The organism is Burkholderia sp. AU30280 (assembly GCF_020420125.1).
GTDB lineage: Bacteria > Pseudomonadota > Gammaproteobacteria > Burkholderiales > Burkholderiaceae > Burkholderia.
On the sequence record NZ_JAIZRY010000003.1, the window covers coordinates 423941 to 450306 of the forward strand.

Here is a 26366-nt window from a genome sequence, read left to right on the forward strand (position 1 = left end):
CCCTCTTCCCCGACATCGCCATCCTCACGAGATCGAACATGCCTACTCTGAAACTGAGCCGCCTGAGCGTCGCACTGGGCGGCATGCTGCTGACCGCCGCCGCGCATGCGACGCCGGTGTGGATCACACTCGGTGACGCCGCGTTCCGCCAGCTGCAACGGATCGACGCCGGCGCCGCCGCGCAAACCAGCACGACCGTCGACGCCGGCAAGACGGCTGACGGCGCGGCGCGCCGTGAAACCGTTCACGTCGTCGAAATCGACGATTCACGGCTCGGCGAACTCGCCCACGCCGTTCACCATACACGCGGCCACGGGCCCGGCTATGTCGTGCACGACTCGTTCGACGAAGCGCGCCAGGCACTGCAGCCGTTGCCGCCGACGCTCGCGAAACAGGCCACCGCCGCCGTGTACAAGGTATCGAACGCGCCGCAGATCGGCACGTGGATCCAGCAGCTGCAAGCCAGCAACATCGTCGGCACGATCACGTCGCTGTCCGGCTTCACGAACCGCTACTACACGACGTCGCATGGTGTCGCCGCATCGGACTGGCTCGCATTGCAGTGGAAGCAACTGGCGGGTTCGCGCGCCGACATCACCGTCGAGCAGTTCGCGCACACGGGCTTTCCGCAGAAATCCGTGATCCTGACGATCCGTGGCAGCGATCCGGCCGCGGGCACCATCGTGCTGGGCGGCCACCTCGATTCGACGGTTGGCCGCACGACGGAGAACACGCGTTCGCCCGGTGCGGATGACGATGCGTCGGGTATCGCGAGCCTGACCGAAGCGCTGCGCGTGCTACTGGCGAACAACTACAAGCCGAAGCGGACGATCAAGTTCGTCGGGTACGCGGCCGAGGAAGCCGGGCTGCTCGGCTCGAAGGCGATCGCGAAGCAGTTCCGCGCGCAGAATGCGAACGTGGTCGGCGTGCTGCAGCTCGACATGACGAACTACAAGGGCGATCCGAAGGACATCTACCTGATCACCGACTACACGAACGCGGCGCAGAACACCTACCTGACGAATCTGGCGAAGACCTACCTGCCGGAACTCGCGATCGGCACGTCGCAGTGCGGGTATGCGTGCTCGGATCACGCGTCGTGGAATGCGCAAGGGTATCCGGCGTCGTTCCCGTTCGAGGCCGACCAGAACGACAGTCCGTATATCCATACCGTGAACGACACGCTGGAGAATTCGGATCGCCAGGCGAACCATGCGCTGAAGTTCGGCAAGCTGGCGCTCGCCTATGCGGTCGATCTCGGCGGGAACGGCGGTACGGTCGCGAAACCCTGACGGCGCGTCGCCGCTCGTTCGTCCGCCGATCCGTGCGGAAATGAAGGAAGCGCGTGCGCGTCGTTCGCACACGCTTCCTTCCTGATGATGCCGGTCGGCGCCTCGTGGAGACGCATGCAAAAACGACCGCTACGGAAGCTTCATGGCGCGTCACGTGCCGCGCGATCAGCTCGATCGAACCGGGCACGCACGCGCATCCGGATAGAATCGTCACTCGACCACTCCGCTACACGCCTCCCGCCATGACCGACACCTCCCGCTCCATCGACGACCTGTCGCCCGCTCGCGTCACGACCGCCTTCGACCTGCCCGGCCATACGACCGTTCGCTCGCTCGGCGTCGCACAGGGCATCATCGTGCGCTCGCGCTCGATCGTCGGCTCGTTCGGGGCATCGCTGCAGACGATCTTCGGCGGCAATATCACGCTGTATACATCGCTGTGCGAGAAGGCTCGCCAGCAGGCATTCGACAAGATGATCGACGATGCGCGCAAGCTCGGCGCGAACGCGATCGTCGCGATGCGCTACGACTCGACCGAGATCGGCGCGGGCGTGACGGAAGTCATCTGCTACGGCACGGCCGTGCGCGTGATGCAGGACGCGTGACGCCTGATGCGCGTCAGACGTCGCGCTCGAGCGACTTCATGTTCGTGAGCTGCGGAAACAGCCGCATCCAGGCGAGCGCAACCGCGATCGTCGCGGCTCCGCCGACGACGATCGCCGTCGGCGCGCCCCACCACGCGGCCGTCACGCCCGATTCGAATTCGCCGAGCTGATTCGACGTGCCGATGAACAGCGAATTGACCGCGCTCACGCGTCCGAGCATGTCGTCGGGCGTGCGAAGCTGCACGAGCGACAGGCGCACGACAACGCTGACCACGTCCGATGCGCCGAGTGCCGCCAGCGCGACGAGCGACAGCGCGAAGTGCCGCGACACGCCGAACACGATCGTCGCGATGCCGAACGCGATCACGCCGCCGAACATCGCGCGGCCCGGCCGCCCTTTCAGCGGGAAACGCGTGAGCCACAGCGTGCCCGCGAGCGCACCGACCGCGGGCGCCGCGCGCAGTGCACCGAGCCCCCATGGCCCGACCTGCAGGATGTCGCGCGCGTAGATCGGCAGCAACGCCGTTGCGCCGCCGAACAGCACCGCGAACAGGTCGAGCGACAGTGCGCCGAGAATCGCCGGCTCGCGCCGGATGAACGCGATCCCGGAGAACACCGAGCGCAGCGTGACCGGCTCGCGGGCGGGCGGCGCGCTGCGCAGCGGAATCGTGCCGCTCAGCATCGCCGCGATCGCGAACGCCGCGACGCTCGTGCCGAACGCGGCGGGCGCACCGACACCATAGAGCAGCCCGCCGAACGCAGGCCCGAGGATCTGCGCGGCCTGGTTGGCGGACGTCGACAGCGCGGTCGCACGCGGCAGGTCGGTGCGCGGCACGACAGCCGGCAGAAGCGACGACACCGACGGCGACTCGAACGCGCGGGCCGTGCCGACGATCGCGGCGAGCGCATACACGGCCGGCGCGGCCAGCCATCCTTGGGCAGCACCGAGCAGGAACACGCCGGCGGCCAGCGCCTCGACGCCCTGGCAGATCGTCGCGATGCGCCGGCGATCGTAGCGGTCGGCCACCTGCCCGACGACGAGCGTCAGCGCGAACATCGGCACGAACTGCGCGAGGCCGACGAGCCCGAGTGCGAACGCGCTATGCGTGAGCGCGTAGACATACCAGCCGATGGCGACCGACAGGATCTGGAAAGCCAGGGAAGACATCACGCGCGTGCCCCAGAAGCGCTGGAACGGGACGTGACGGAACAGGTTGGCGGGTAACGGGGACAAGGGGCTGGAGTCGGGCACGGAGTCGGTCATCGAGGTCTCGGCGGGCGGCGCTGCGCGCCGGTACCGTTCGGGAAACGACCGCGCACGCCGATGCGTGCGCGCGACAACGGTGCAGACGCGGCCAAAGCGCGATGATATGCCAACCGCGGAGAACGGGCCGCGGGCACGGTTGCCGACGATTCCGGCGGCCGTGTTGACCACGGCCGCCGGGCCACCACCCGGCGGCCCGGTTACCGGATCTTCCGATGCAGGCGGCCCGCGAACTTCATCGCGTCGGAACGCCGGTATCGCTCGAGCCCGTTGCGATGCCGAACAGACGCTGACCTTCCGGCGTGTCCTCGACCCTCCAGCCCTCGGCGCTCAACGCTTCCCGGATCCGGTCGGCTTGCGCCCAATCCTTGTCCGCCCTCGCGCGCTCACGCTCACCGAGCCACGCGCGGACGTGTTCCGGAACGTCGAGCGCAACCGGCCTCCATTCGCGCAAATCGAGGCCAAGCACGGTGTCGAAGCTGTCCACGGTCGCTTTCAGGGTCGCGGGCGGCAAATTGCTCCTGACCAGATCCCACAGCACCGCAAGCGCCCTGGGCAGATTCAGGTCATCGTTCACTTCGGCATCGAATCGCGCGACGAAATCCGCATCGACGCGCCCGCCGTCCGGCCAGCCGGCATAGAGGTGCCGCAGTCGATTCAGCGCGGTGTGCGCCGCGTCGAGCGACGCCCACGTGAAATGCAGCTTGCTTCGGTAGTGGGCTGTCAGGCACAGGTAGCGGTACGCGAGCGGATCGACATTGCGGCTCTGCAAGGTCTGCAGACGGACGAAATCGCCGCTCGACTTCGACATCTTCGTATCGGCGTCGAGCGTCAGGAAGTGCCCGTGCATCCAGTAGTTCGCGAGGTGCGTGCCGTGGGCCGCCCGCGTCTGCGCAATCTCGTTGCTGTGATGCACGGCGATATGATCCTCGCCGCCGCAATGGATATCGAACAAGGTCCCGAGATACTTCGCCGACATCGCCGAGCATTCGATATGCCAGCCCGGAAAGCCGCGCCCCCACGGGCTGTCCCATTCCATTTGCCGCTTGACGCCGGCCGGGCTGAACTTCCACAACGCAAAATCCGTGATGCTCCGCTTCTCGCCCAGCGCCACGCGCTTGCCCGCCTGCAACCCCGCGCGATCCAGCCGCGCAAGATAACCGTAGTCGTCCTGCCGGCTGGTGTCGAAGTAGAGGCCGTCGCTCGTCCGATAGACGTAGCCGGCCCGGTCGAGCGTATCGATGAACGCGACCTGTTCGGCGATGTGATCGGTGGCGCGGCACCAGACCGTCGGCTCGAGCAGGTGGAGCGCGCGCCAGTCCCGGACGAAAGCCTCGGTGTAGCGCCGGGCGATGGCCCACGCCGACTCGCCGGTCCGACGGCTCCCCTTCTCCATCTTGTCTTCGCCTTCGTCCGCATCCGAAGTCAGGTGGCCGACGTCGGTGATGTTGACGACGTGCCGGACCGCGTATCCGTTGCGCTCCAGGACGCGGCGCAGGAGGTCCTCGAACACGTAGGTTCTCAGGTTGCCGATGTGGGCGTCGTCGTAGACCGTGGGGCCGCAGCAGTACATGCCGACCTGCCCGGCCCGAATTGGCGTGAAGGGGCGCACGGTACGCGACCAGGTGTCATACAGCGCAAGCGGCATCGAGTTTCTCCGTCCCGAAAGTGTCGGCCCAAAAACAAAAAGGCCGCCTGTTTTGCATCACAGGCGGCCGGAAGGCGATTGCTTGAACGTTCAGCGAGTTCGCTGGACGCAATGTCCCCCTGGCATGTTCTGACAACATGCACGGACAAGCGAGGAGGGGGAAAGGGCGCGATCAAGCATGCGGACGATGCTAACGTCTATGGACGGCAACGGTCAATACCATCGGACAGCCGTTCCCGGTGACGATCCCGGGGCGGTAGCCACGCAGCCGGCGCTGACCCACGCGGATCTGATACCCGATTACACCCGTCAAAAAAAAGCGCGAACCTCGGTTCGCGCCAAAGAGAGACCTCTCGCTGAAGACATCGCCGTCCCACACCACCCCGCTCAGAACGAATGCCGCATCCCGATCCGCACGTCGGCCTGCGTCTGCGTCGTCGATGGCGTGAAGCTGTAGCCGATCACCGCATCGACGCCTTGCGACGCGCGCAGGTAGTCGCCGGAGATGTACACGTCGGTGCGCTTCGACAGCAGGTAATGCAGGCCCGCCGTACCCTGGTTCCAGTGATGGCCTTCGAAGCGCGTGTGCTGGTAGCCGGCAATCAGGCTCAATGCCGGCGTGAACTGGTACGAGCCGCCGCCTTCATAGACCTGCATGTGCGACGACTGGCCGAAACCCTTGATCGTCGTGTACGAGAAGTTGGCGTCGAGCGTCAGCTTGCCGATCGTGTAGCTCGAGCCGACGCCGAACGTGCCCTGGCTGTCGATGTCCATCGGCGTGTTCGCGAACAGGTCGGTGCGTGCGCCGGTCGCCGGATCGACGGTGACGGTCTGCTGGCCGAGGAACGTGTGCGTGCCGATCATCGCGTACGGGTCGAACGCATAGATGCCGTTCGGGTTGTTCAGGCGCGTGTAAGCGGCGCCGATCGAGAAGTCGCCCTTCGTGAAGCTCGCGCCCGCGCTCCACGCACTGTTGCGATGGAAGTTGCCCGCGACGTTGCCGAACGAGTACATCGCGCCGAACTTGAAGCCGCTGAGGTCGTTCGACAGGAACTTCACCGAGTTCGGCAGGCGGTCGCCGTTGAAGCGGTCGAAGTCGCCCTGGTGGATCGCATAGCCGCTGCCCCACGCGGAGATGTTGTAGATCGACACGAGTTCGTTCGTGATGTCGAGCTGGTTGCCGAACGACAGCGTGCCCCAGTCGTTCTGCAGGCCGACATACGCCTGCCGGCCGAACTCCGCGCCGCCGAAGCCGAGCTGCCCGTTGCCGAGATGGAAGCCGCTCTCGAGGGTGAACACGGCCTTCAGGCCGCCGCCGAGATCTTCCGTGCCCTTGAGGCCGAAGCGGTTCCCGTACGCGACGCCGTCGTCGAACTTGACCACGTGCGAGCCGCCCGTGTTGTTCACGTACGTGATGCCCGCGTCGAGAATCCCGTACAGCGTCACACTGCTCTGCGCATGCCCGATGGCGGGTACACAGGCCGCGCATGCAAGCGCGGCGGCTACGGCAACTTTCGTATGCTTCATTATCGACCACCCTCCCTGAACCGTTCGATGGAAAGAACCTCGTTCCGGCGCGCGCCGCGATGCGCCGGTGGATTCGAATTCGGTACGCCTGATGGCTTCGGAATTTCGTTTTCCGCAATAACGCAGCCATTGGCGAAAAATACAAACCCATATTTCGCGTCACCCGTCTGAAGGCGACACCAAATGGTCACGATGCGACCGGTCGGGAAAACACGTAGACGGCGGCGCGGTAAAAACCGGCCGCCCGGAGGGAGCGAATCAGTGACCGTCGAGGGCCGCGCGCACGGCCGGCAAGCCCGGCGCGCCGGCCGCCGTCGTCACGCCGTCCAGCCAGCCGGCAACCAGCGCCGGGTCGGCCTTCAGCGCATGCTGCGCCGCGAGCGCGGGCGACGTCTTGTGGTCGAGCATGTCGGCGATCATCCGGTTCTCGACGTCGACGGAGAACGTCATCTGCCGGAACAGCCGCGCGAGGTTCGCGCACTGGCCGGCGAATCCGGCGCGCGTGACGGTGTTGACCGTCGCGCCGCCGTAGTTCGGGCCGAAATACGCATCACCGCCCGACAGGTAGGTCAGGTGGAACTTCGTGTTCATCAGGTGCGGCTCCCACGCGAGGAACACGATCCAGCGCTTGTCGCGCACCGCGCGCTCGACCTGCGTGAGCATGCCCGTCTCGCTCGACTCGACCAGCGACCAGTTCGCCGGGCCGAGCGCATGGTCGGACAGCAGCCGCTTGATGTTCTGGTTCGCGGGTGCGCCGGGCTCGATCCCGTAGATCTTGCCGCCGAAGCGGTCCGCGTAGCGCCCGAGATCGGCGAACGTATGCACGCCGGCGGCCGCCACGTAATCGGGCACCGCGAGCGTGAACTTCGCGCCGCTCAGGTTCGCGTGCAGCACATCGATCGATTTCTCGTCGACGAACGGCTTCACGAGCGGCGCCTGAGCGGGCATCCAGTTGCCGAGGAACACGTCGACCTGCCCTTTCTTGAGCCCCTGGTACGTGATCGGCACCGACAGGTTCGCCACGTCCTGCCGGTAGCCGAGCGCCTTCAGCACGACGCCCGCCATCGCGTTCGTCGCATCGATGTCGGTCCAGCCGGGCGCCGCCATCTTCACGTCGCTGCACGTCTGCGGGTCGGCCGCGCGCGCGGCCTGCGTCGTCATCAGGCACGCGGCCGCGGTAAGCGCCGCGCCGATCCGGATTGCTGCATTGCATTGCCGTTCCATCGTCCGCTTCCTCCGTCTTTCGTCAGTGATCGCGATGCGGGACGCTCAGCGCCCGACGCGCGGAAAACGCGCCATCGCCTCGAGCGTGTCGAGTTCGATGTGATTGCGCATGTAGCGCTGGCTCGCGTCGGTGAACGGCTGCCAGTCCCACGCCTGAATGCGGCCCTGTGTCGTCGCCGCGTAATGGAAGCGCCGGCGCCGCTGGCTCGCGCGCACCTGCCGGTCCAGCTCGGGCAGGTTCCAGCGCTGCGCGGCTTGCGCGCGAAACGCGGCGAGCACGTCGGCCGCTTCCGGCGTGCCGGCGAGGTTCGTCAGCTCGCGCGGGTCGTCGGAGAGGTGGTAGAGCTGGTCGGGATCCGCCGGGCAATGCACGTACTTCCAGTCGCCGCTGCGGATCATCACGACCGGCGCAACCGCGCCTTCCGCGAGGTATTCGCCGAGCGCGACGTCGTGCGCCGGCGTGCCGTGCAGGTGCGGCACGAGGCTCGCGCCATCGACCGGGTCGGGCCAGCCGCCGGCCGGCGCGACGCCGGCCAGGTCGACGAGCGTCGGCAGCAGGTCGACGTGCGACACGGGCCCGCGCACGCGCGCGGCGCCGAAGCGGCCCGGCGCGTGGACGATCAGCGGCACGCGGCAACCGCCTTCGAAGAACGTCATCTTGTACCAGAGCCCGCGTTCGCCAAGCATGTCGCCGTGGTCGGACGTGACGATCACGATCGTATCGTCGGCGAATCCGCACTGTTCGAGCGCGGCCAGCACGCTGCCGAACTGCGCATCGACGTAGGACGTCGCACCGTAGTAGGCGCGGCGCGCGGCGCGGATCTGCGCGTCGGACGGCGGCGTGCGGTCGTTCTCGCAGACGAAGCGCAGTCGCTGCGAATGCGGATCGCTGTCGGCTGCATCGAGCCGCACGGCCGGCATGTCGATCTCGTCGTCGCTGTATTGATCCCAGTATTCCCGGGTGATCGCATACGGGTCGTGCGGATGGGTCAGCGACACGACCATGCAGAACGGCCGCGCATCGTGCCCGGCCGCCCGCTCGCGCGCGACGTCGTACAGCTTCTGCTTCGCCGCGAACGTGACTTCGTCATCGAAATCGAGCTGGTTCGTACGCACGCACGGGCCGGCCTCCAGCACCGAACTCATGTTGTGATACCAGCTCGGCCGCTCGGCTGGCCTGTCCCAGTCGGGCACCCAACCGAAATCGGCCGGATAGATGTCGGTCGTGAGCCGCTCCTCGAAGCCGTGCAACTGATCGGGCCCGCAGAAATGCATCTTGCCGGACAGCATCGTCCGGTAGCCGCCCGCGCGCAGGTAGTGCGCGAACGTCAGCGTTTGCGCCGGCAATTCGGCGGCGTTATCGTAGGCGCCGATCCCCGACGGCAGCTTGCCCGTCAGCAGCGAGAAACGCGACGGCGCGCACAGCGGGCTCGCGCAGTATGCGGCGTCGAATACGACGCCTTGCGCGGCGAGACGGTCCAGCGTCGGCGTGCGCGCGACGCGATTGCCGTAGGCCGGCAGCGCGAACGGCGTGAGCTGGTCGGCCATCAGGATCAGGATGTTGGGTGTCGGGTTCGTCATCGGCAGTCGTGGGGAAAACGGTGTTCGAATGGAACGGTGCGCCGCTTGCGCAGCGAGACGTCCGGCATGACGGAAGCGGCTCGACGAAAGTGCCGCACGGGCGGGCCGCGCTGGCTAGAATCGCGGAATGCGATGCGTGCCGCCCGTGCAGCGGGCTGTGAAGCGCGCCATGAAGCACGCATGCCGCACCGTCCGAAGCACTATCGCCCGCCCGAATTCGCGCGGGTAGGCGTCCGGCCCTTATGGGGCCATTAGAGAGACTTATGTCGAAATCCGAACCGTTACCGTCGATGCAGGCGCTGCGCGCGTTCGAATCGGCCGCCCGGCTCGCGAGCTTCACGGCCGCCGCGCGCGAGCTCGGCTCCACCCAGCCGGCCGTGAGCCAGCAGGTGTTCCAGCTCGAGGCCGAACTGGGCGTGCCGCTGTTCGAACGCAGCCCGCGCGGCGTCACGCTGACGGCCGACGGCCAGTGCCTGTACGAAGCCGTGCGGCTGAGCCTCGACACGCTGCGCGGCGCCACCGCGACCCTGCGTGCGCGCCGCGAGCACGGCGCACTCACGATCGTCACCGACTTCGGCTTCGCGACTTACTGGCTGATGCCGCGCCTGGCCGGGCTGAAGCGCGTGATGCCGGATGTCGACGTGCGTGTCGTCACGTCACAGGATTACGACGCGCAGCGCGACCATGGCGACATCGCAATCCTGTTCGGCGACGGCCACTGGCCGTCGTGCACCGCCGCGCGCCTCTTTCCGGAATCGGTCACGCCCGTGTGCTCACCCGCGTTCCGCGACGCGCACCCGCAGGTCGCGCGGGCCGAGCAGCTGCTCGCCCTGCCGCTGCTGCATGTGCAGCCGACGCGCCCCGAGCGCTGGCTGTCGTGGTCCGGCTGGTTCGACGCGCACGGCCTCGATACGGCGGCCGCCGCGCGCGGCGTGACCTTCAACAGCTACGCGCTCGTGATCCATGCGGCGCTGCTCGGCGAAGGCGTCGCGCTCGGCTGGTCGCCGCTCGTCGACGAACTCGTCGCGTCCGGTCAACTCGTGAAGCTCGTCGACGCGCCGGTCGTCACATCGCGCGGCTACTTCCTGGTGCGGCCGCCGCAGCGGCCCGAGCCGGACGCAACCCACGTGTTCCGGCGCTGGCTGCTCGACGCGTGCGCGAGCGCGTGACGGGCCGCCCCCGCGCGCTGGCGCGCCGATACCAGCCACACGGCGCGTTGGTTCTATCCGCCCCGAAATCGTCCTGATTTACTTGAGCCTCCCGCTACCCGCGCGGCGCGGCGCTTTCGTGCGCCGCCGCACGGTCGTACGCCCATGCCACCCGAGGAGTCTCATGACCGCCGAGCACCGCCCCGATCAATTCGTCCTGACACTGTCGTGCCCGAGCGCGGCCGGCCAGGTCGCCGCCGTCGTCGGCTTTCTCGATCGCCATCGCTGCTACGTCGATGCGCTGAACGTGTTCGACGACGATCTCAGCAACCGCTTCTTCGTGCGCTGCGTCTTTCATCCGACGGATGAGACGCTGCAGATCGATGCGCTGCGCCACGAATTCGCGCCGATCGCGGCCAGTCTCGGCGGCGGGCAGGGCGACATGCAGTGGGCCATCCACGACGTGAACGCACGGCCCAAGGTACTGATCATGGTATCGAAGCTCGAGCACTGCCTCGCGGACCTGCTGTTCCGCTGGCGCATGGGCGAGCTGAAGATGGACATCGTCGGCATCGTGTCGAACCATCCCGACTTCGAGCCGCTCGCCGCGCAGCACGGGCTGCCGTTCCGCCACTTCCCGATCACGGCCGATACGAAGGCGCAGCAGGAAGCGCAGTGGCTCGACTTCTTCGAGTCGAGCGGCGCCGAGCTCGTGATCCTCGCGCGCTACATGCAGGTGCTGTCGCAGGAGACGAGCGCGAAGCTCGCGAACCGCGCGATCAACATCCATCATTCGTTCCTGCCGGGCTTCAAGGGCGCGAAGCCGTATCACCAGGCGCATGCGCGCGGCGTGAAGCTGATCGGCGCGACCGCGCACTTCGTCACCGACGATCTCGACGAAGGCCCGATCATCGAGCAGGTGGTCGAACGCGTCGATCATGCGCTGCGCCCCGAGCAACTGCTCGCGGTGGGGCGTGACGTCGAATCGCTCACGCTCGCGCGCGCGGTGAAGGCGTTCATCGAGCGGCGGGTGTTTCTGAACGGGGATCGGACGGTGGTGTTTTCGTAACGCGCGAAGGACGCGACGCTCATGGGGCGACCGACGGCGCGCGCACGGGCGTCGGGCCGATGCGACGCGCCCTGCGCCGCAGGTACAGGTTGTTCAGGATCAGCGCCGTGCCCGTCAGGGCGGCGCCTGCGATCTGTGCATGATTGGGCACGACGCCCGTGAACGCGGAAACGGCGAATGCCGTGATGGGTACGATGTCCATGAACAGCACGCCGTTCATCGGCCCGAGAATCCGGTTGCCCGTCATCCAGAGCAGGATCGCACCGAAACCGGCCACCGGCCCCATGTACACGAGATGCGGCAGCACCGCGTGCACGGCGGCGAGTGACGGCGCCGCAATCCGGTGCGTGACGATCAGCACCAGGTTGACCGCGACGATCGTGGTCAGTCCGAGCCAGGTCGTGAAGGTCGTGTATTTCAGCGCCGACCAGCGGGTAAAGCGCGCCGCGCCGAACGTATAGACGACCCAGCACAACGCGCCGACGACGATCAGCGCATTGGCCGCATAGTGCTGCGGTTCGTGCAGCGCGGCGATCACGTCGCCGCGCGTGATGACGAGGGCCACGCCGGTAAAGGACAGCACGACGAACAGGATCGACACCGGCGCGGGCGCGACACGCCGCAACAGGGCGTTGAGCAGGAGCCCCATCATCGGCTGCGTGGCCATCATGATCGACGCGGTCAGCGCGCCTTCGTCGCCGGCCAGTTGCTGCCCCAGGAATACGAACGATCCGAATCCGCAAAAACCGATCGACCCGAGCAGCCACGCGAGCGCCACGGGCTCGCCGGCCGACCGGAACGCACCGGGCCCTTCGACGATCCGCAGCAACGCGATGAAGCCCGTGCCCGCAATCAGATAGCGCAGCGACGTGAACGTAAAGGGATCGATGTACCGCAACGCATCGGTCATCACCGGAAACATCACGCCCATCAGGATCGTCGCGGCCATACAGGCCACGACGCCTTTCCCGTACGCGTTCGCACCGGGCACTGCGAGAGTTGCGTTATTCATGACTGATCATTCCCAAATTAATTGAAAAATGATGCCGGTGCGGCTGCGCGCAGCGGCAGTGCCGTGTCAACTACGTCGCTGTCCTTGCCTGCCCTTCACGGTTGCGATGAGCACATTCGGAATCCCCTGCATTTGAAACCGATCATTCTCAAAATTGTCAAAAAAATCAGGTCAGCGCCCGCATCGCGATATCGACGATCGATGCCAGCTCCGCCTCCGACGCACTCGACTTGCCCAGCACGCGCATACCCTGGATCAGGCACAGCAGGAATCGGCCGACCTCTTCCGGATCGAGATGCCGATCGAAATCGCCGGCCTGCTGGCCGCGCGCGACGGCCAGACTGAATTGCGTGCCGATGCGCAGCAGGGTCGACTCGATGTACGGGCGCAGTGCGTCGTCGCCGGGCAGGAGTTCGACGGCCGAATTCGTGATGAAGCAGCCGCGTCGCTCCGACAGCCGCGCACCGATTTCCGTGTAGTACAGGAGCGCCTCGCGGAGTGCCTGCCGCGGCGGCAGATCGGCCGAGAGCCGCTCCTTGAGCCGTGCGATCGCGCCTTCCGCATAGCGGTCGAACGCGGCGACCAGCAGCCCATGCTTGTCGCCGAACGTGCGGTACAGGCTGCCGCGAAAGACGCCGGTCGCCTCGCACAACGCATCGATCGACGTCGCGTGATACCCCTGCTCCCAGAACACGCGTGCAGCGGCGTCGATCACCTCGTCGGTGTCGAATTCACGTGGGCGCCCCCTGTCACGGGCGCCGGAAGATGTCGAAGTCGGGCTCATGGATGCCGATATTAGAACCGATCATTCTCAAAATCAAGCGGTCACGCTCCGTGAATGCGTCGCACACGCCGGCATGAATGACGAAAGCCCGACCGCTTGCCAGCCGGTCGGGCTTTCTTCATCGCGTGCCGTGACATCGATCGCAGCGTCCGTGTGCGGTTTCCGGACGCTGCGCGCCGCTACACGGCCTGGCGCGTCACTTCACCCAGGCAAAGTAATACGACAGCCAGATCGTCAGCCCCGCGCCGACCAGCGCCGCGTAAGGCATCAGGTTCAGCCACATCGCGCGCTTCGGCACCTCGAGTTCCATGTCGCGCTGCATCTGCGCCGGGAACCGGCCGCGATCCTGCCAGTAATGACGATAGAGGAACACCGGCACGATCAGCAGCATCGCGATCAGCCCGTTGCGCAGCGTGCCTTCGCCCTGCAGGTTCGCACCCGCGCCGACATAGACGAGGTTCGCGTAGCCGCAGATCGCGCCGCCGACGAGCAGCCACGTCGGGCAGCGGAACGGACGATCCCAGTTGCCGCGATCCATCCGGTGGATCCAGCCCGACTGAAGATTCAGGAATACGAACAGCATGTAGCAGACGTTCGAGATCGACAGCACCGTCATGTAGTCCGACATCATCAGCAACACGAGGTTGAAGCCGAGATCGGTCCACATCGCGCGCGTGGGCGAGCCGTGCTCGTTCACGTGCGACAGGTATTTCGGCAGCCAGCCGTCCACCGATGCCTGGTACAGCGTGCGCGACGAGCCCATCATCGACGTCATCACGATCAGCAGGATCGACAGCATCAGCATCACGACGACCGCATTCGCGACCCACGCACCGCCGCCGACGATCTTCGCCATCGCGGCCGCGACGCCGGTGCCGTCGCCGATCGCCGGATCGAGCATCGCCTGCGTGCCGAGCGCACCCTGGAACGCCAGCGGCACGAGCGTCATCACGACGAGACAGAGCGCGCCCGACCAGAAGATCGCCTTAGCGGTGTCGCGGCGCGGATCGCGGAATTCGCGCGTGTAGCAGACGGCCGTCTCGAAGCCGTACGACGCCCAGCCGGCCATGAACATCGCGCCGAGCGCCATCGTGACGCCCTGGCCGTTCCACGAACCGAACGTCGCGGCCGTGAGATTGCCATGCGCGTCGTGACCGAGCGGCAGCAGCGGGAGCAGGTTCGACATCGGCACGTCGCCCGTGACGAACGGCACGATGCCGACGATCAACAACGGCGTGAGCGACGCGATGCCGAGAATGCGCTGCGTGCGCGCAGCCTTCGATGCACCGCTGTGCTGAAGCTTGAAGGTAATGAGAAGCAGGATCGTCGCGATGATGAACGTCGCATTGATCCGCAGGGATAGACCCGGCTTGATGAACCCGAGATCCGCAACCTTGAGCTGCCAGTGCAGCACCGCCGCGTCGGCGGGAAAGAGACTCGTGAGCGCATAGCTCGCCGCGAGGCCGCAGCCGAGCGCGAGCATCGGCGACCACGCGAGCCAGTTGCACCACACGGAAACCGGGGCAATCAGCTTGCTGTAACGGACCCAGCCAATCGCGCCGTACACCGACGCGCCGCCCGATTTATGGGGAAATAGCCCGGATATTTCCGCATAAGTCGCGCTTTGAATCAGCCCCATCGTGATCGCGGCGATCCAGATCGCCCACGCGGGCTGGCCGATCGTCGCGCATACGCCACCGATCGTGAACAGCACGCCTGCCGGCACGCCGCTCGTCACCCAAAAAGCGTCTTTCCAAGTCAGGCCACGATGCAGCGTGTGGCCTGTCGAATCATGTGAGATGGTTGCTTCCACATCACTGGTGCTATTCGCACGCAGTCCTGCCTGACTCATCCAATTCCTCCTCTCGTTCAGCGTGAGCGCTTCAGCGCTGACTCTGGTCCGATGCAAAGCAGATGATTCCGCACAAGGGCCGTAGTGTAACAATTTACGGGGTTTTCTGCAGAATCAAAAAAATAATTCCGGGATATGACCGCATCGCAGTGCGATTATTTCGGCATCCTTCCGATCAATCCCGGACTGTCTCGTCGTTGTTTTATTGCGTCGTATCGTCGCGGCTTATTGCACGCCTTCCGTCCACGCATTCACGCGGTCGGCATGCGCCGCAATCCACGCGTCGGCGGCTGCTTCCGGCTTCGAACCGTTCTGGATCGCCAGCATCACGCTGTCGATTTCACCCGGCTTCCACTGGAATTTCTTCAGGAATGCGACAACCGGCTTCGCCTTCGTTTCGAGCCCCGGATTCACGACGCTGTCCACGTGCTCCGCGCCGCCGAACACTTTCTTCGGATCGTCGAGGAAGCGCAGCTTCCACTTCGCGAACATCCAGTGCGGCGCCCAGCCCGTCACGATGACCGGCTTGTTCGCATTGACCGAACGCGACAGTTCGGCCGTCATCGCGCTGCCCGAGCTCGGCATCAGCGTGTAGTTCAGCCCGTAGCTCTTGATCGCGTCGTCGGTCTTGCGCATCACGCCGGCGCCGGCATCGATGCCGACGATCCGGCCGCCGAAGCTGCCCTTCTCCGCGTTCAGGTCGTCGATGCTCTTCGCCTTCACGTACGCGGGCACGATCAGGCCGATCTTCGCATCGGGAAAATTGGCACCGAGGTCGACGACCTTGGCCTTGTACTCGTCCCAGTACGAGCCGTGCGTGACCGGCAGCCACGCGGACAGCGTTGCATCGAGATCGCCGCGCGCAACGCCCTGCCACATGATCCCGGCGGCCACCGGCACGAGCTGAACCTGGTAACCGAGCTTCTTCTCGATCACCCGCGCCGCGACGTTCGACGTCGCCACGCTGTCGTCCCAGCCTTCGACGTAGCCGATCTTCAGCGTGGGCTTCGTATCGGCAAGCGCCGACGCGCTCAGCGCCAGCATTGCCGACAGTGCGCCGGTCCACAACATTTTTCCGAACAGCTTCATGGTCGATCTCCTTGATATGCGCCTGCGCGCGTTGCCTCTCTAGGTTCTTCAACCACAAATCCGCGGTATCGTTGTTTTCCGACGGATGCTTGTCCGGACGCGACGCGCCCGGACAGCCGATGGCGCGATTCGACTACTTGTCGATCACGAGATCGGACAGCGGCTTGCTGCAGCACAGCAGCACCATCCCCTGGTCGATCTCGCGCTGGCGGATGCCGCCGTTGTGCTTCATTTCAACCTGCCCCGACACGAGCTTCACCTTGCAGGTGCCGCACATGCCCTGCGTGCACGAGGCCGGCAGCCGCACGCCCGACTGGCGCGCCGCATCCAGCACGTGCTGCTCCGAGCCGCACGAAATCTCGCGATTGCTCTTTGCGAAGCTGACCGTGTACTGCTTCGTGTCGGTGTCGGTCCCGTCGGCCGGCGGCGCGAGATCGGCGAGCAGCTCGTCGCTCGCGGTCTGCGCGAGCGTTTCGAACGAGAAGCTCTCCTCGTGATACTGCTTGCGATCGAAGCCGGCTTCGTCGAGCAGGTCGCGCACGGCCTTCATGTACGGCGCGGGGCCGCACGTGAAGATTTCGCGCTCCATGAAATCCGGTGCGATCAACTTCAGCAGCGGCAGCGTCAGGAAGCCCGTGACGCCCGGCCAGTTGGTGCGCGCGCCGACGCGCTCGACGACGAACGACGTGCGGAAGTTCGTGTGGTTCGACGCGATCAGGTCGAGTTCGCGCGCGAAGATGATGTCGTCCGGCGTGCGCGCGCTGTGCACGAACAGGATGTCGCGATCCTCGGCGAGATCATGGTGCGCGCGGCTCATCGACATCAGCGGCGTGACGCCCGAGCCGGCCGACAGGAACAGGTACTTGCGCGCCGGGTGCCGGGCGCACGTGAATTCGCCGGCCGGGCCGAGCACGCGCACCGATGCGCCCGGCTGCAGGTTGTCGTGCAGCCAGTTCGACACCTTGCCGCCCGGCACGCGCTTGACCGTGATCGACACCGTGTGCGGCCGCGCGGGCGACGACGAGATCGTGTAGCAGCGGTTGATCGTTTCGCCGTCGATGTCGAGCTCGAGCGTCAGGAACTGCCCGGGTTCGAACGAGAACGAGCGGCCCTGCGGCGAACGGAAGAAGAAACTCTTCACGTCGTGCGTTTCCTGCCGCACGTGGCAGCACACCAGCGTTTCCTCGACGTCGCTCGTCCAGCGCTCGGGAAGGGCGTTCCAGAACGCCGGGCGCGTGACCCGGCTGTCCACCGGCTCGAATTGGGCCGCATCTCGCATCATGTGTAACTCCGCTTGCTGTTCCGCTGACGACTACGCGCCGGTTTTTTCGGCGAGCCGGCCGATGTACCAGGCCGAGAATTTTTCGACGAGACCTTCCGTGTACGGCGAATACGGGCCCGGCTCGTACGCGCTGCTGGTCGCGCCGCGCTGCGAGAATTCGACGAGCGCGCGATCCTGGTCGTTGGTCGCGTTCCACACGGCCGTGAGGTTCTTCACGTCGTAGTCGATGCCTTCCTTCGCATCCTTGTTCACGAGCCACTTCGTGCGCACGAGCGTCTTGCCGGCCGACAGCGGGATCACCGAGAACGTCACGATGTGATCGCTCATGAAGTGATGCCACGAGTTCGGCTGCGTCCAGAACGACAGCCCGCCGAGATCGGCCTTGTCGAAACCGCCGAGCAGCTTCTTCGACGCGACCTTCGCATCGAGCGTCTGCGATTCGCCATGGCGATCGAGCGGCAGGCGCTGCGTGCGGAAACCCGTCACGTCGAGCAGCTTCTCGATCTCGGCGGACGGCAGGCCCATTTCGGCCCACTCCTTGCCGCGCCGCACGCATGTTTCCGCGAACGCGTCCATGCCTTCGGCGTTGGCGTCGGAACGCTGGTAGCCGAAGCCGTATTCGTACAGCGAGATGGTGAGCTCCGGATGGTTCGCGACGCAGTGATAGCACTCGCGGTTGTTCTCCATCGTGAGCTTCCAGTTGCCTTCCTCGATGATGTCGATCTGCGCGGCGATCTTCGTGTTCGGCAGATCGTGCGGCAGCAGGTACGGCTCCATCTCGGCGCGCAGTTGCGCGAAGTCGGCGGGCGGCTCGTCGGCGAGGCAGATGAAGATCAGGCCCGCCAGGTTCTCGACGTGCACCGACTTCAGGCTGTGCTTGCAGCGGTCGAACTTCTCGCCCATGTGCTCGGCGAACATCAGCTGGCCCGTCAGGTTGTAGGTCCAGCTGTGGTACGGGCACACGATGTTGCCGACCGAGCCCTTGTCCTCGTTGCACAGGCGCGCGCCGCGGTGACGGCACACGTTGTGGAACGCGCGGATCGCCATGTCGTCGTCGCGCACGATCAGGATCGAATCGCTCCCCAGTTCCACGGTCACGTAGTCGCCCGGCTCCGGAATATCCGGCTCGATCGCCACCTGGATCCAGTGCTGGCGGAAAATCGCCTCCATGTCGAGCGCGAAGATGTCCTCGCTCGTGTAGAACGGCGCTTCGAGGCTGTACCCTTCCTTGCGCCGCTCGATCAATGCACGAATGTCTGCCGATACTTTCATCGTTTGCTCCGGATTCCTTGCATCCCTGGGTTCTTGCCGACAGGCATCAAAATCAGTAGTCGATGAGCTGATGCTCGCGCAAATACGCGAGGATCACTTGTGCTTTTTCGACCGAACTCCCTTCATTTACGACGTTGCCGCCACGGCTTTCGGTCGTCGTCGCGGACAGCATCCGGGCATGCCCGGAGCGCTTCTCGGCGGCGACCAGTTTTACGGGTTTACGCTCGACCGGGCCGACCGTCCACGCGGCCGCGTCGGCGTCCGTGCCGGGTGCCGCGAGCGCGGGCCGGATCGCGCCGGCACGCAGTCGCGCATACGCATAGCGCGGCTCGGCATTGGCGAGCGGATGAACGGCGACGACGGTCGGCAGCGCCGCGTCGACGCGACGTCGCAGCCCTTTCGGCAAAAATTGCCGGACGACCACGCGGCCGCCTTCGACCGTCACGTCGACGGCCGAGCCGACCAGCGGATAGCCGAGCGTCGCGGCGACGCGGTACGGCAGCATCCCGGTGTCGTACGCGCCTTCGGCGCGCGTGCCGGTCAGCACGAGGTCGTAGTCTTCGACGCGTGCGGCGAGCGCATGCACGGCATCGTCGCCGTCGCGGCAGGCCAGCACCTCGACCTCCCGGGCGCCGAGCGCCAGATATTCGGCAAGCGCCGCATTCGCGGGGTCGCCCGCATGGATCACGTCGAGCTGCGCGCGATGCCGCTCCGCGAGCTGGCGGCCGGTTTCGAGCGCGGCGGCGTCGTTGCGGCTATAGCGCGCGACGCCGCTGACCGGATGGCGGCCGACGGACACGAGCACCGCAATGCGTTGCAACGGGCGGGGGGCGTTCATGCGGCAACTCCTTCCGGTTCACGGGTGCCGACCGCGGCCGGCGATTCGCCACGCGCGGCGCGCGCGGCCTGCACCTGTTCGATCAGCGCGGCGATCGTGCCCTGCGCGTCGCCGACGACCGTCAGGTTCGCGCGCTTCGCGATCGGCGCACTGCCGTCGAGGTTCACGGCGATCACGTGACGGCAATCCTTGATCCCCTGCAGGTGCTGCACCGCGCCCGAGATGCCGAACGCGATGTACACGCTCGCCTCGACCGTCTTGCCGGTCGCACCGACCTGCTTGTCGCGCGTGAAGTGGCCGTTGTCGACCGCGACGCGGCTCGCGCCGATCGCCGCGCCGAACGCGCCGGCCAGCCGCTCGAACGCGCCGATGTCGGACACGCCGTTGCCGGCCGACACGATGAAATCGGCTTCCTCGAGTGCGACCTGGGCCGCGTCGATTTCGTCGAGACCGAGATCGCGGTACGGCTGCGCGGCGTCGTGCGCCGGGCGGATGAAGTCGGCGGCCAGGCGTTCGCCCGCGCCGACGAACGGCAGTTTCGCGTCGACCGCGTTCTGCGCGAGCAGGATCACGTCGGGCAGCGCACGGGTGGCAAACGCGCGCCCGGCCTGCGCATACGCACCGACATGCTTCGCGTCGATCTCGACGACATGCGTCGCGACGCTCGCGCCGGCGGCCGCCGCGTAACGCCGGCCGAGATCGCCGTCGCCCGTCGCGTTGTCGGGCACGAACACGTGTTTCGGCGCGAGTGCGGCAACACAGGCCTGCAGCGCTTGCAATTCGCTTTCAGGATCGAACACGCGCCGGTCGAAACCGGCGAGTTCAAGCAGCTTGTCGACGCCCAATTCAGCCACGTCGTCCTTCAGCTCGCCGAACGCGAGCAGCGCGACTTCGGTCTGCGCATCGGCGAGCAATGCGGCGGCAGCGATCGCCTGCCGCGAATGATCGTCGAGCGCGCCACGTTCACCGTGCGCGACCACCAGCATCACGTGCTTCGGATCCTGCACCGCGCGGCGTGGCTTCGCAGCCGCTGCGCCATGACCATGCGCGGACCCGTGCACGGCGTTCGCATCGGCGCTGCCTTCCTCGCCGAGCGTGATGCGCTTCAGGCCGGCGGCCGTGATGATGAACGGCCGGCGCGGATCGATTCGTTTGATCGTATTCATCGATTCACTCCAGCGAGGCGGCGACGAGTTCGGCCACGTCGAGCACGTCGGGGCGCGGGCCCACGACGCCTTCGAGCATCGCCGTGCAGTTCGGGCAGGCAACCGCGACCACGTCCGCACCGATCGTGCGTGCGTCCGCGATGCGGATGTCGGGAATGCGCTGCTTGCCGGGGATGTCGGTCAGCGGCGCACCGCCGCCACCGCCGCAGCAGCGGCCGCGCATGCCGTTGCGCTCCATCTCGACGACCTGGATGCCGATCGTCTTCAGCAGCTTGCGCGGCGCTTCCGTCTCGCCGTTGTAGCGGCCGAGGTAGCACGGGTCGTGATACGTGGTGCGCTTCTCGCGCAGCGCTTCGACGGCCTTCGGCGCGATCTTGCCGCTGTCGGCCAGTTCGGCGAGGTAGGTCGTGTGGTGCTTGACCGTCACGCGCAGCCCGAGCGCGCGGTATTCGTTGCGCAGGCTGTGCATCACGTGCGGATCGGCCGTCACGATCTGCCGGTACGACAGCGTGCCGAGCGTGCCGATCAGGCGCTTCGCCATCTGCTGGAACGTCGCTTCGTCGCCGAGCCGGCGTGCAACGTCGCCCGTATCGGTTTCGCTCGAGCCGAGCACCGCGTAGTCGACGCCCGCCTTGTTCAGCACCTTGACGAATGCGCGCAGCGTGCGCTGGTAGCGCATGTCGAACGCGCCTTCGCCCGCGACGAACAGCACGTCGACCGGCTTGCCGGGCTGCGCGACGGGCGCGCTCAGGTCGACCGACCAGTCGTAGCGCGCAGCCGTGTCGTAGCCGCCCATCGTGCCCGTCTCGCGCAGGTTCGCGAGCACTTCCTGGCCCTTGCCCGGCACCGAGCCATGCACGAGCGTGCGGTTGCGGCGCATGTCGACGATCGCGTCGACGTGCTCGATCAGCATCGGGCATTCCTGCACGCACGCGCGGCAGGTCGTGCACGACCACAGCGTCTGCTCTTCGATCAGGCCCGACACGATCGGGCCGTTCGGCTCGCCGCGATGCTGGCCGACCGCGAGGCCCGGCGACGGGCTGCCCGCGTACGCCGCGTCGGTGCCGCCCGCCATCCCGACGACGAGATCCTGGATCAGCTTCTTCGGGTTCAACGGCTGGCCCGACGCGAACGCGGGGCACGCGGCTTCGCACTTGCCGCACTGCACGCATGCGTCGAAGCTCAGCAGCTGGTTCCAGCGGAATTCGACCGGCTTCTCGACGCCGTACTCCTGATGCTCGATGTCCGGCAGCTTCAGCGCGGTCGGCGGCGTGGCCGTGCCGTTGCCCGTGAACGATTCGCGGGTGGCCGCGAAGCGCTCCTGGCGCGGGTGGAAGGCGAGGTGCAGCAGGCCCGCGATCGCATGCTTCATCGGGCCGCCCTTCGCGGCGCCGACCGTCATCGTGAATGCACCGACACCGATCAGCACTGCGCAGAGCACCGCGAATGCACCCGACATCGCGCCGGTCGGCACCAGCATGAACAGCACGAGGCCGAGCGCGAACGAGCCGAGCAGCCAGGGCAGCGTATTCCACGGGCCGCGCGACAGGCGGGCCGGCACATCCCTGGCCGCACGCCGGCGCCACACGAACACCGCGCCGACCAGCATCGCGAGCGCCGCGAGGAAGATCAGCTTGTCGAGCCACGGCGAATAGATCGCGAGGCCGTAGTTGACGAACACCAGCGCGAGTGCGCCGATCGCGCCGCCCGCCGTCGCGACGTGCGTCTTCGCGATATATGGATCACGGGCGACCACATGGTGCAGGTCGACGAAGTAGCGCTTCGGGATCGCGAACAGGTTCGCGACGCCAAACGTGCCGGGCGCGGTGGCCCGGCCGAGACGCCAGTAGGACGAACGCTTCGCGACCGCGAACGCGAGCCCCGCCACCGACAGCCACAGCAGCGCGGTAATGAGGAAAGCCGGATTCATCTTTAGAAATCCTTCACGAGACGCAGCGAGTCGTAGATCGCGCCGTGGACGTTGTGCATCGAGATGCAGTCGCCGACACGGAACAGCAGGAAACGGCCGTTGCCGAGTTCTTCCGACAGGCACGGCTGCGGCTCGGCCGCGAACAGCGTGTGCGGATCGATCTGGCCGCGGTTCACCGATTCCGGCTTGAGCTTCCAGTACAGCTCGTCGTTCGGCGACGAGCCGTTCTCGATCACGACCTGGTCGACCGCGCGTTCTTCCAGTTCTTCCGTGTACTCGTTGCGCAGCACGGCGATCAGCTTGCCGTCCTCTTCATAGACGCGATCGAGCATCGTGTTCGGCGTCGGGATCACGCCGAATGCGTACAGGCGGCGATAGAAGATCGGGAACGTCGTGCCGCCGCAATCGTCGGCGACCTTCACGTCCGGCGTGACGACCTCGACCTTCGAGCCGCGGCTCGCCATGAAGTCGGCCACGCCGGCGCCCGCGTGCGTGCTCACGCCGTCGAACAGCAGCACGTTCTGCTTCGGCTCGACCTTGCCGGTCAGGATGTCCCACGAGCTGACGGCCAGCCCCTCGGCCACGCCCCAGCCCGGCACCTGCCACGTGAAGCTCGAACCGCCCGTCGCGAGCACGACGATGTCCGGCTTCTCGGCCATGATCATCTTCTCGTCGGCGGCCACGCCGAGACGGCGGTCGACGCCCAGGCGCTTCGTTTCCATGTCGAACCAGCGGATGATCCCCGACATCTGTTCGCGCTGCGGCGCCTTCGCGGCGATCATCACCTGCCCGCCCACTTCGGCGTTCTTTTCGAACAGCACGACGTCGTGGCCGCGCAGCTTCGCAACGCGCGCCGCCTCGAGGCCCGCCGGGCCCGCGCCGACCACCACCACCTTGCGCTTCGGGCCGCGCGACTTCTCGATGATGTGCGGCATCGTCGCTTCGCGCGAGGTCGCCGCATTCTGGATGCACAGCACGTCGAGGCCGTTGTACTGGCGGTCGATGCAGTAGTTCGCGCCGACGCACTGCTTGATTTCATCTTCGCGGCCGTCGCGGATCTTGATCACCATGTGCGGATCGGCGATCTGCGCGCGCGTCATGCCGACCAGGTCGATCATGCCGGTCGCGAGCAGGCGCTCGGCCTGGCCCGCATCGCGGATGCTCTGCGCGTGCATCACCGGAATCTTCACGACCGACTTGATGCCTGCCGCGAGGTGCACGAACGGCTCCGGCGGCAGCGCCATCGGCGGCATGCAGTTGGCGATCGTGTTGTGCGTGTCGCCCCCCGAGCCGACCACGCTCAGGTAGTCGATCAGGCCCGTCTCCGACATCGCCTGCGCGATTTCCTTCAGCGCTTCGTGATCGAGGCCATCCTCGTGGAACTCGTCGCCGCACATGCGCAGGCCGACGCAGAAATCCTTGCCGACCGCCTCGCGCACGGCCGTCAGCACTTCGATGCCGAAGCGCAGCCGGTTCTCCAGGCTGCCGCCCCATTCGTCGGTGCGGTGGTTCGAACGCTTGCTCCAGAACTGGTCGATCAGGTGCTGGTGCGCGGCCGAGATTTCGATGCCGTCCATGCCGGCCGCTTTCACGCGCTTCGCGGCCGCCGCGAAATCGCCGATGATGCGGCGGATTTCCTCGATCTCGATGATCTTCGCGTTGCCGCGGTGCACCGGTTCACGCACGCCCGACGGCGACATCAGGTGCGGCCAGTGCTCGCCGTGAAACGACGAGCGACGGCCCATGTGGGTCGCCTGGATCATGATCTTCGCGCCGTGCTTGTGCATCGTGTCGGCGAGGCGCGTGAGCGGATCGATGATCTTGTCGGTCGACAGGTTCACCGATTTCCACCAGCCCTGCGGGCTGTCGATCGACACCGGGCTCGACCCGCCGCAGATCGCGAGGCCCACGCCGCCCTTCGCCTTTTCTTCGTAGTAGCGGATATAGCGGTCGCCCGGCAGGCCGCCCGGCTCGGCATACACCTCCGCATGCGCGGTGCTGACGACCCGGTTGCGCAGCGTCAGCTGGTTCAGCTGCATGGGTTTGAACAGGTGGGGATAACGCATCGCTGGCGACCTCTGGCGTTCGAATGTCTCGTGTTGCGGGTGTTGTGGTGTAGCGGTGAATCAGTGCATTAATGCATCAATGCGCGATCGGCGACACTTCGAAGACGCAGTGGTCGTGATGCTCGGCCGCGCACTGCACTTCCTTCGATTGCGCGCGCGGCGCGCCCTTGCCTTCCGGCGTCGTGTCGTTGACCCAGTCCATCGCGCCGGCGAACCAGCCCGCGAACATGTAGCAGAGCTTGCCTTCCTTGCCCGGCTGCTGAAGCACGAACGACGAGTGGCGCAACTCGATCCTGGCGCGCGCGCCGGCGGGATCGGCCTCGATGATCGAGAACAGGCCCCAACCGCGCTGCGACAGGCGCTTCAGGTAGTGCTCGAATACGGCCATGCCGGTCAGGCCGTGCAGCTTGGCTTCCTTGTCGCACCAGTGGTACGCGGACTTGTAGCCGGCCTTGTAGAGAATCTCGGCATACGCTTCGACGCCGAGCGCTTCCTCGACGGCGACGTGGTTGTTCGTGAAGAAATGACGCGGCACGTACAGCATCGGCAGCGCGTCGGTGGTCCAGACGCCGGTATCGGGATCGACGTTGATCGGCAGTTGCGGTTGCATCGTGGTGACTCCGTGAGGAAATTGGCCGCGCGTCTCGGCGCGCAGGCACGACATCGTCCGCGTGCCCGCGCGGGCACGTCCCGATTTCTTTTAATGTTGAATCGCTGGCGGCGGTTCGGCGTTCGCGGCGCTTATGCGCCCCACACGTCCTTGAACACGCGCACCCAGTTCTCGCCCATGATCTTGCGGATGCGCGACTCCTTCCAGCCGTGGCGTTCCATCGCGGCCGTCAGGTTCGGGAATTCGCCGATCGTGCGGATGCCGTCCGGGTTGATCACCTTGCCGAAGTTCGTCAGCTGGCGATAGCGGCCCTTGTCATGCGTCAGCATGTCGAAGAATTCCTTCGCGAAATCCTGCGTGAAATCCGTGCCGATGCCGACCGCATCCTCGCCGATCAGGTTCACGACGTAGTCGATCGCCTCGATGTAGTCGTCGATGTTCGCCTCGATCCCGCGCTTGAGGAACGGCGCGAACATCGTCACGCCGACGAAGCCGCCCGCATCGGCGATCTCCTTCAGCTGTTCGTCGCTCTTGTTGCGCGGATGCTCTTTCAGGCCCGACGGCAGGCAGTGCGAATAGCAGACCGGCTTCTTCGAGAACGCGATCGCCTCCGACGACGTGTTGCCGCCCACGTGCGACAGGTCGACCATGATGCCCACACGGTTCATCTCGGTGATCACTTCGCGGCCGAAGTCCGACAGCCCGCCGTCGCGCTCGTAGCAACCGGTGCCGACCAGGTTCTGCGTGTTGTAGCAGAGCTGCACGACGCGCACGCCCATGTCGTGGAACGCCTCGATGTAGCCGAGGTTGTCCTCGAACGCATGCGCGTTCTGGAAACCGAGGATCACGCCCGTCTTGTCTTCCTTCTTCGCGCGGAAGATGTCTTCCGTCGTGCGCACCAGCGTCAGCAGTTCGCTGTTGTCGCGGATCTTCTTCTTCATCACGCCGATGTTGTCGACGGTCTTCGTGAAGTTCTCCCAGACCGACACCGTGCAGTTCGCGGCCGTGATGCCGCCCTTGCGCATGTCTTCGAACACCGGCTTCTCGAACTTCGAGATGTTCAGCCCGTCGATGATGATGCTGTCTTGATGCAGCGTGCTCATGTGT

The 26366-nt window shown here is 66.2% G+C and carries 21 protein-coding genes; 4 read left to right on the forward strand and 17 right to left on the reverse strand.

Going from position 1 to position 26366, the window contains the following annotated elements; genetic code table 11:
* Positions 1–38 precede the first annotated feature (38 nt).
* Together LGN17_RS09360 and LGN17_RS09365 are read left to right on the forward strand one after the other, a co-directional pair.
* Positions 39–1292 carry a M20/M25/M40 family metallo-hydrolase gene (locus LGN17_RS09360; protein ID WP_226196134.1) on the forward strand — a complete coding sequence of 418 codons (1254 nt, stop codon included), beginning with the start codon at positions 39–41 and terminating at the stop codon, positions 1290–1292.
* 242 nt (positions 1293–1534) lie between these two features.
* A complete protein-coding gene (locus tag LGN17_RS09365) occupies positions 1535–1897 on the forward strand; it encodes a YbjQ family protein (protein ID WP_226196135.1) in 363 nt (120 codons plus the stop codon).
* Between the two features lie 13 nt (positions 1898–1910).
* Here LGN17_RS09365 and LGN17_RS09370 read toward each other — a convergent pair whose 3' ends face one another.
* From LGN17_RS09370 to betC, 5 genes are all read right to left on the reverse strand, one after another.
* A complete protein-coding gene (locus tag LGN17_RS09370; RefSeq protein WP_226196137.1) occupies positions 1911–3161 on the reverse strand; it encodes an MFS transporter in 1251 nt (416 codons plus the stop codon).
* Between the two features lie 235 nt (positions 3162–3396).
* The gene (gene cysS, locus LGN17_RS09375; protein ID WP_226196139.1) at positions 3397–4809 is read right to left on the reverse strand and encodes a cysteine--tRNA ligase; all 1413 of its coding nucleotides are present in this window, start codon (positions 4807–4809) and stop codon (positions 3397–3399) included.
* Positions 4810–5196: 387 nt separating this feature from the next.
* Positions 5197–6336, reverse strand: a complete 1140-nt coding sequence (locus tag LGN17_RS09380; RefSeq protein ID WP_226196141.1) for a porin — start codon at positions 6334–6336, stop codon at positions 5197–5199.
* Positions 6337–6594: 258 nt separating this feature from the next.
* Positions 6595–7560, reverse strand: coding sequence for a choline ABC transporter substrate-binding protein (gene choX, locus LGN17_RS09385; RefSeq protein ID WP_226196143.1), 966 nt, complete (start codon positions 7558–7560; stop codon positions 6595–6597).
* A gap of 45 nt (positions 7561–7605) precedes the next feature.
* Complete coding sequence (gene betC / locus LGN17_RS09390) at positions 7606–9141, reverse strand: choline-sulfatase (RefSeq protein WP_226196144.1); 1536 nt, start codon at positions 9139–9141, stop codon at positions 7606–7608.
* Positions 9142–9404: 263 nt separating this feature from the next.
* On the opposite strand from betC, the gene LGN17_RS09395 reads away from it, so the two are divergent.
* Together LGN17_RS09395 and purU are read left to right on the forward strand one after the other, a co-directional pair.
* Positions 9405–10310, forward strand: coding sequence for a choline sulfate utilization transcriptional regulator (locus LGN17_RS09395; RefSeq protein ID WP_175953122.1), 906 nt, complete (start codon positions 9405–9407; stop codon positions 10308–10310).
* Positions 10311–10473: 163 nt separating this feature from the next.
* Positions 10474–11358 (forward strand): formyltetrahydrofolate deformylase, encoded by an 885-nt coding sequence (gene purU, locus LGN17_RS09400; protein ID WP_226196146.1) that lies wholly within the window; start codon positions 10474–10476, stop codon positions 11356–11358.
* A gap of 19 nt (positions 11359–11377) precedes the next feature.
* Here purU and LGN17_RS09405 read toward each other — a convergent pair whose 3' ends face one another.
* The 12 genes from LGN17_RS09405 to LGN17_RS09460 all read right to left on the reverse strand — a co-directional run bounded on the left by LGN17_RS09405 (position 11378) and on the right by LGN17_RS09460 (position 26362).
* Positions 11378–12370, reverse strand: a complete 993-nt coding sequence (locus tag LGN17_RS09405) for a DMT family transporter (RefSeq protein ID WP_226196148.1) — start codon at positions 12368–12370, stop codon at positions 11378–11380.
* A gap of 166 nt (positions 12371–12536) precedes the next feature.
* Positions 12537–13154, reverse strand: coding sequence for a TetR/AcrR family transcriptional regulator (locus LGN17_RS09410; RefSeq protein ID WP_226196150.1), 618 nt, complete (start codon positions 13152–13154; stop codon positions 12537–12539).
* 196 nt (positions 13155–13350) lie between these two features.
* Positions 13351–15006 carry an APC family permease gene (locus LGN17_RS09415; RefSeq protein WP_226196152.1) on the reverse strand — a complete coding sequence of 552 codons (1656 nt, stop codon included), beginning with the start codon at positions 15004–15006 and terminating at the stop codon, positions 13351–13353.
* A 225-nt stretch (positions 15007–15231) separates the two neighbouring features.
* Positions 15232–16095 carry a glycine betaine ABC transporter substrate-binding protein gene (locus tag LGN17_RS09420; RefSeq protein WP_226196154.1) on the reverse strand — a complete coding sequence of 288 codons (864 nt, stop codon included), beginning with the start codon at positions 16093–16095 and terminating at the stop codon, positions 15232–15234.
* Between the two features lie 133 nt (positions 16096–16228).
* Positions 16229–17377 carry a hybrid-cluster NAD(P)-dependent oxidoreductase gene (locus LGN17_RS09425; RefSeq protein ID WP_226196156.1) on the reverse strand — a complete coding sequence of 383 codons (1149 nt, stop codon included), beginning with the start codon at positions 17375–17377 and terminating at the stop codon, positions 16229–16231.
* A 30-nt stretch (positions 17378–17407) separates the two neighbouring features.
* Positions 17408–18649 (reverse strand): aromatic ring-hydroxylating oxygenase subunit alpha, encoded by a 1242-nt coding sequence (locus LGN17_RS09430; protein WP_175953115.1) that lies wholly within the window; start codon positions 18647–18649, stop codon positions 17408–17410.
* 52 nt (positions 18650–18701) lie between these two features.
* Entirely contained in the window at positions 18702–19487 is a 786-nt protein-coding gene (locus tag LGN17_RS09435) for an electron transfer flavoprotein subunit beta/FixA family protein (protein ID WP_226196158.1), read from the reverse strand.
* Positions 19484–20653 (reverse strand): electron transfer flavoprotein subunit alpha/FixB family protein, encoded by a 1170-nt coding sequence (locus LGN17_RS09440; protein WP_226196160.1) that lies wholly within the window; start codon positions 20651–20653, stop codon positions 19484–19486. The genes LGN17_RS09435 and LGN17_RS09440 overlap by 4 nt, the downstream gene beginning before the upstream one ends.
* Before the next feature lie 4 nt (positions 20654–20657).
* A complete protein-coding gene (locus tag LGN17_RS09445; RefSeq protein WP_226196162.1) occupies positions 20658–22583 on the reverse strand; it encodes a (Fe-S)-binding protein in 1926 nt (641 codons plus the stop codon).
* 2 nt (positions 22584–22585) lie between these two features.
* A complete protein-coding gene (locus tag LGN17_RS09450) occupies positions 22586–24649 on the reverse strand; it encodes an NADH:flavin oxidoreductase (RefSeq protein ID WP_226196163.1) in 2064 nt (687 codons plus the stop codon).
* 76 nt (positions 24650–24725) lie between these two features.
* A complete protein-coding gene (locus LGN17_RS09455) occupies positions 24726–25259 on the reverse strand; it encodes a DUF5943 domain-containing protein (protein WP_226196165.1) in 534 nt (177 codons plus the stop codon).
* Positions 25260–25390: 131 nt separating this feature from the next.
* Entirely contained in the window at positions 25391–26362 is a 972-nt protein-coding gene (locus tag LGN17_RS09460; protein WP_175953109.1) for a dipeptidase, read from the reverse strand.
* Positions 26363–26366 lie beyond the last annotated feature (4 nt).

Coding starts and splice junctions, on each gene's coding strand:
- LGN17_RS09360 (WP_226196134.1), top strand. CDS start 39: ATGCCTACTCTGAAACTGAGCCGCCTGAGCGTCGCACTGGGCGGCATG.
- LGN17_RS09365 (WP_226196135.1), top strand. CDS start 1,535: ATGACCGACACCTCCCGCTCCATCGACGACCTGTCGCCCGCTCGCGTC.
- LGN17_RS09370 (WP_226196137.1), bottom strand. CDS start 3,161: ATGACCGACTCCGTGCCCGACTCCAGCCCCTTGTCCCCGTTACCCGCC.
- cysS (WP_226196139.1), bottom strand. CDS start 4,809: ATGCCGCTTGCGCTGTATGACACCTGGTCGCGTACCGTGCGCCCCTTC.
- LGN17_RS09380 (WP_226196141.1), bottom strand. CDS start 6,336: ATGAAGCATACGAAAGTTGCCGTAGCCGCCGCGCTTGCATGCGCGGCC.
- choX (WP_226196143.1), bottom strand. CDS start 7,560: ATGGAACGGCAATGCAATGCAGCAATCCGGATCGGCGCGGCGCTTACC.
- betC (WP_226196144.1), bottom strand. CDS start 9,141: ATGACGAACCCGACACCCAACATCCTGATCCTGATGGCCGACCAGCTC.
- LGN17_RS09395 (WP_175953122.1), top strand. CDS start 9,405: ATGTCGAAATCCGAACCGTTACCGTCGATGCAGGCGCTGCGCGCGTTC.
- purU (WP_226196146.1), top strand. CDS start 10,474: ATGACCGCCGAGCACCGCCCCGATCAATTCGTCCTGACACTGTCGTGC.
- LGN17_RS09405 (WP_226196148.1), bottom strand. CDS start 12,370: ATGAATAACGCAACTCTCGCAGTGCCCGGTGCGAACGCGTACGGGAAA.
- LGN17_RS09410 (WP_226196150.1), bottom strand. CDS start 13,154: ATGAGCCCGACTTCGACATCTTCCGGCGCCCGTGACAGGGGGCGCCCA.
- LGN17_RS09415 (WP_226196152.1), bottom strand. CDS start 15,006: ATGAGTCAGGCAGGACTGCGTGCGAATAGCACCAGTGATGTGGAAGCA.
- LGN17_RS09420 (WP_226196154.1), bottom strand. CDS start 16,095: ATGAAGCTGTTCGGAAAAATGTTGTGGACCGGCGCACTGTCGGCAATG.
- LGN17_RS09425 (WP_226196156.1), bottom strand. CDS start 17,377: ATGATGCGAGATGCGGCCCAATTCGAGCCGGTGGACAGCCGGGTCACG.
- LGN17_RS09430 (WP_175953115.1), bottom strand. CDS start 18,649: ATGAAAGTATCGGCAGACATTCGTGCATTGATCGAGCGGCGCAAGGAA.
- LGN17_RS09435 (WP_226196158.1), bottom strand. CDS start 19,487: ATGAACGCCCCCCGCCCGTTGCAACGCATTGCGGTGCTCGTGTCCGTC.
- LGN17_RS09440 (WP_226196160.1), bottom strand. CDS start 20,653: ATGAATACGATCAAACGAATCGATCCGCGCCGGCCGTTCATCATCACG.
- LGN17_RS09445 (WP_226196162.1), bottom strand. CDS start 22,583: ATGAATCCGGCTTTCCTCATTACCGCGCTGCTGTGGCTGTCGGTGGCG.
- LGN17_RS09450 (WP_226196163.1), bottom strand. CDS start 24,649: ATGCGTTATCCCCACCTGTTCAAACCCATGCAGCTGAACCAGCTGACG.
- LGN17_RS09455 (WP_226196165.1), bottom strand. CDS start 25,259: ATGCAACCGCAACTGCCGATCAACGTCGATCCCGATACCGGCGTCTGG.
- LGN17_RS09460 (WP_175953109.1), bottom strand. CDS start 26,362: ATGAGCACGCTGCATCAAGACAGCATCATCATCGACGGGCTGAACATC.